Source organism: Microbacterium sp., from assembly GCF_031178525.1.
Taxonomy (GTDB): Bacteria; Actinomycetota; Actinomycetes; order Actinomycetales; family Microbacteriaceae; genus Microbacterium.
This window is the reverse complement of the sequence record NZ_JAPSJA010000214.1, coordinates 1-3,976: the sequence shown is the minus strand read 5'-3', so window position 1 is coordinate 3,976 and position 3,976 is coordinate 1. Positions and strand designations below refer to the sequence as shown.

The 3,976-nt window shown below is 70.6% G+C and carries 4 protein-coding genes; 3 read left to right on the top strand and 1 reads right to left on the bottom strand.

The genetic code is table 11. The features are described 5' to 3' along the window. A partial coding sequence (locus RIF89_RS11770; protein ID WP_309069297.1) for a helix-turn-helix transcriptional regulator occupies positions 1–496 on the bottom strand: 496 nt, incomplete at its 3' end. A 130-nt stretch (positions 497–626) separates the two neighbouring features. On the opposite strand from RIF89_RS11770, the gene RIF89_RS11765 reads away from it, so the two are divergent. The 3 genes from RIF89_RS11765 to RIF89_RS11755 all read left to right on the top strand — a co-directional run. Then, positions 627–2,483, top strand: coding sequence for a phosphoenolpyruvate carboxykinase (GTP) (locus RIF89_RS11765; protein WP_309069296.1), 1,857 nt, complete (start codon positions 627–629; stop codon positions 2,481–2,483). 150 nt (positions 2,484–2,633) lie between these two features. Beyond that, the gene (locus RIF89_RS11760; protein ID WP_309069295.1) at positions 2,634–3,386 is read left to right on the top strand and encodes an IclR family transcriptional regulator; all 753 of its coding nucleotides are present in this window, start codon (positions 2,634–2,636) and stop codon (positions 3,384–3,386) included. Between the two features lie 99 nt (positions 3,387–3,485). After that, on the top strand, positions 3,486–3,976 hold a 491-nt coding region (locus tag RIF89_RS11755), incomplete at its 3' end, for an FAD-dependent monooxygenase (RefSeq protein ID WP_309069294.1).

Sequence of the window (3,976 nt, the reverse complement as noted above, 5' to 3'; positions counted from 1 at the left end):
GCTGCTCCAGCTCGGGCAGGTAGTTGTGGCTGTCGCGCATGCGCAGCCGCAGCTCGGTGTTGGCGCGGCGCGCCTCCTCGGGCGTGGCGATCGCCTCGCTCTCGCGGCGCTGCAGCTCGCGGTGCAGACCGAGGACGGACTCGATCGTCTCGTCGGACAGCGTCTTCGTGACCTTGATGGGGGCGATGCCGAGACTGCGGAACACCGAGCTCGACTGCGCCTTCTCCAGCTCGATCTCGAGGGCCGCGCGCCGGTTCGGCGGCTCGCCGGAGATCAGGTCGGTGACGGCGGTGTCGGTGGCTGCGGCGATCGCCTGCAGGAGCGACAGCTTGGGCTCGCGCTTGCCGTTCTCGATCAGGCTGAGCTGGCTGCCCGCGACACCGACCGCGGCACCGAGCTCATCGAGAGTGAAGCCTTGCTGCAGCCGGTAGTGCCGGATGCGGTGCCCGAGCGTCTTGAGCTCGATGCCGGTCTTCTGATCGTCCCGCGGGGTCATTCCTTCAGCTTAGCTAAAGAATCCGGATTCTTTTGGGCTTCGGGGGCGGAAAGCGACGCCCCGGGAGGGTCATCCTGGATAAGCCCCCCGCAACTCTCCCCTCGTGGGAAAGACGGATAGGAACCTGAGCATGGCCATCATCGAGAGCCCCACCGCCCGCGCGACCAGCCCCCTCGCGGCATACGGCGCCCAGCCGGCGGTGCAGGGACCCGGCATGGCGGCCCTCGTTGCGTGGGTGGAGGAGATCGCTGCCCTCACGAAGCCCGACCGCATCCACTGGGTCGACGGGTCCGCCGAGGAGCACGAGGCACTCCTGGCGCAGATGGTCGCGGACGGCACGCTCATCAAGCTCAACGACGCCAAGCGTCCCGGGTCGTACCTCGCCCGCTCGGACGAGGCCGACGTCGCCCGCCTGGAGTCGAGGACCTTCATCTGCTCCGACAAGCAGGAGGACGCCGGCCCCACCAACAACTGGGCCGAGCCGGCCGAGATGCGCGCGACCCTGCGGCCGCTGTTCGACGGCTCCATGCGCGGCCGCACCATGTTCGTCGTGCCGTTCTCCATGGGCAAGGTCGGCGGCCCGATCTCCCAGCTCGGCGTGCAACTCACCGACAGCCCGTACGCCGTCGCGTCGATCGAGATCATGACGCGGGTCGGCGTCGAGGTGACGAAGCTCATCGCGCAGGGCGCACCCTGGGTGCGCACGGTCCACTCTGTGGGATCGCCGCTGCACCACGGCGACGACGACGTGGCGTGGCCGAGCAACGACGAGAAGTACATCGTGCACTTCCCGGACACGCTCGAGGTGTGGTCGTTCGGCTCCGGGTACGGCGGCAACGCGATTCTGGCGAAGAAGTGCTACGCGCTGCGCATCGCGTCGGTGATCGGCCGCGACCAGGGCTGGATGGCCGAGCACATGCTGCTCATCCGCGTGATCGACCCGCAGGGCAGGGCGTACCATGTGGCGGCCGCGTTCCCGTCCGCCTGCGGCAAGACCAACCTCGCAATGCTGCGTCCGACCATCCCCGGCTGGAAGGTCGAGACGCTCGGCGACGACATCACGTGGATCCGTCCCGGCGAGGACGGCCGCCTCTACGCCATCAACCCCGAAGCCGGGTTCTTCGGCGTCGCGCCCGGCACCGGGGAGTCGACCAACGTCACGGCCGTCGAGACGCTGTGGGGCAACGTCCTGTTCACGAACGTCGCGCTCACGGACGACGGCGACGTGTGGTGGGAGGGCCTCACTGACGAGGCGCCCGCACACCTGATCGACTGGCGCGGCGAGGACTGGACGCCCGACGCCGGCCGTCCCGCCGCCCACCCCAACTCGCGCTTCACGGTCTCGGCCGCCCAGGCGCCGTCGATCGCGGACGACTGGGAGGAGGCGGTGCCGCTCGATGTCATCCTGTTCGGCGGACGTCGCGCGACGAACGTGCCCCTCGTCGTGGAGGCGTTCGGCTGGGAGCACGGCGTGTTCCTGGGATCGAACATCTCGTCCGAGCGCACCGCCGCAGCGGAGGGCAGGGTCGGCGAGCTGCGTCGCGACCCGTTCGCCATGATGCCGTTCTGCGGCTACAACATGGCCGACTACTTCGGCCACTGGCTCGAGATGGGCCGCCTCGCGTCGCAGCTGCCCAAGGTGTACCAGGTCAACTGGTTCCGCCGCGGCGCCGACGGGCGCTTCCTGTGGCCCGGCTTCGGTGACAACTCGCGCGTGATCGACTGGATCGTCCGGCGCCTGCAGGGCGAGGCCGACGCGGTCGAGACGCCGATCGGCCCCGTGCCCGCGCCCGGCTCCCTGAACCTCTCGGGGCTCGACGTGCCGCAGCAGGATCTCGACGAGTTGTTCGAGATCGACGCCGACGCGTGGCTCGAGGAAGCGGATCTCACCGACGAGTTCTACGCCCTCTTCGGGGAGCGGACGCCCGTCGAGCTGCGGGAGCAGCTCGACGGGCTCCGCGCCCGCCTCAAGGCCGCGAAGGACTGACCGCACACGGTCCTTCGCCGCGAACGATCCGGACCCGGCGCCGCACACGCCCCGGATCAGACGCACCTCAAACGGCCCGCCCCTCTTCCGATCCGGGGGCGGGCCGTTTTCCTCTCTGCGTGAGATCACTCGGTCTGGCAGGGTGATGACGTGGCAAACTCGCCGTCCGGGGAATCCGTCGCACAGCGGATCGTGCGGGTGCTCGAGACCTTCGACGCCGATCGCTCCGTGCAGACCGCATCGCAGATCGCCCGCCGCGCGGGGCTGCCCGTGTCGACCGCGCACCGCCTGGTGGCCGAGCTCGTCGCGACCGGCCTGCTCGACCGGGACGGCGACGGCCGCCTGCATCTGGGCATGCACCTGTGGGAGGTCGCCCAGCGCGGGTCCCGTGCTCTGCGGCTGCGACAGGTCGCGCTGCCCCATATGGAGCGCGTGCAGGCGCGCGTCCGCGAGCACACCCAGCTCGCGGTGCTCGAGCAGGGCGAGGCGCTTTTCCTGGAGCGCCTGTCCGATCCGGACGCCGTCTCGAACATCACGCGGATCGCGGGACGCCTGCCTCTGCACGCGTCCTCCTCCGGGCTCGTGCTGCTCGCCTTCGCCGACGAGGCGATTCAGGAGAGTGTCCTGTCCGCGCCGCTCGACGCGGTATCGGAGGCGACCGTGACGGATCCGGCCGACCTGCGCGCGCTGCTCGCGCAGATCCGCCGCGAAGGGGTCGTCGTGGCGCGCGGATTCGTGGAGCCGGTGTCATCGGGCATCGCCGTCCCGATCCGGCAGCGCGGGAGGGTGATCGCGGCGCTGTCGGTGATCCTGCCGCGCGATGCGCCGACCGCGGGCGCAGCCGACGAACTGCGGCGGGCCGCCGCCGCCATCGCGCACGGGCTCGACGCGCCGGTTCTCTAGCTTCCCGTTCAACGGGTAACTGCTGGTGTGGGAGCCGGCCCTTCGTGAGACTCGGAGGGACCCGGCAGCGGTGCCGGGTGAGCCGTCGAAGGAGATGACATGACCGAACGCACCGCCGTGGCGATCGTGGGAGCGGGGCCGGCCGGACTGCTGCTGTCGCACCTGCTCGATCGGGCGGGCATCGCGTCGATCGTGATCGAGTCGCGCTCGCGCGAGGAGGTCGAGACCACGATCCGCGCCGGCATCCTCGAGCAGGGCACGGTCGAGATCCTGCGGGAGACCGGCGCCTCCGACCGCGTCTCGACGGTCGGCAGCCGGCACGACGGCATCGAGCTGCGGTTCGAGGGCGAGGGGCACCGCGTCGACTTCGCCGCCTCGGTCGGGCGCGGCGTATGGCTCTATCCCCAGCACGAGGTGCTCAAGGACCTCATCGCGGCGCGGACCGGTGCAGACCAGGACCTGCGCTTCGGCGTGCGCGCGATCGCCGTGGAGGACGCCGAGTCCGCGCGGCCGCGCGTGATCGCCACCGGGGCGGACGGCGAGCGGATCGAGATCGAGGCGGATGTCGTCGTCGGGTCGGACGGATCGCG

What these genes read in the sequence shown, in the direction of transcription:
- RIF89_RS11765 (WP_309069296.1), top strand. Translation starts at nt 627, where the DNA reads ATGGCCATCATCGAGAGCCCCACCGCCCGCGCGACCAGCCCCCTCGCG.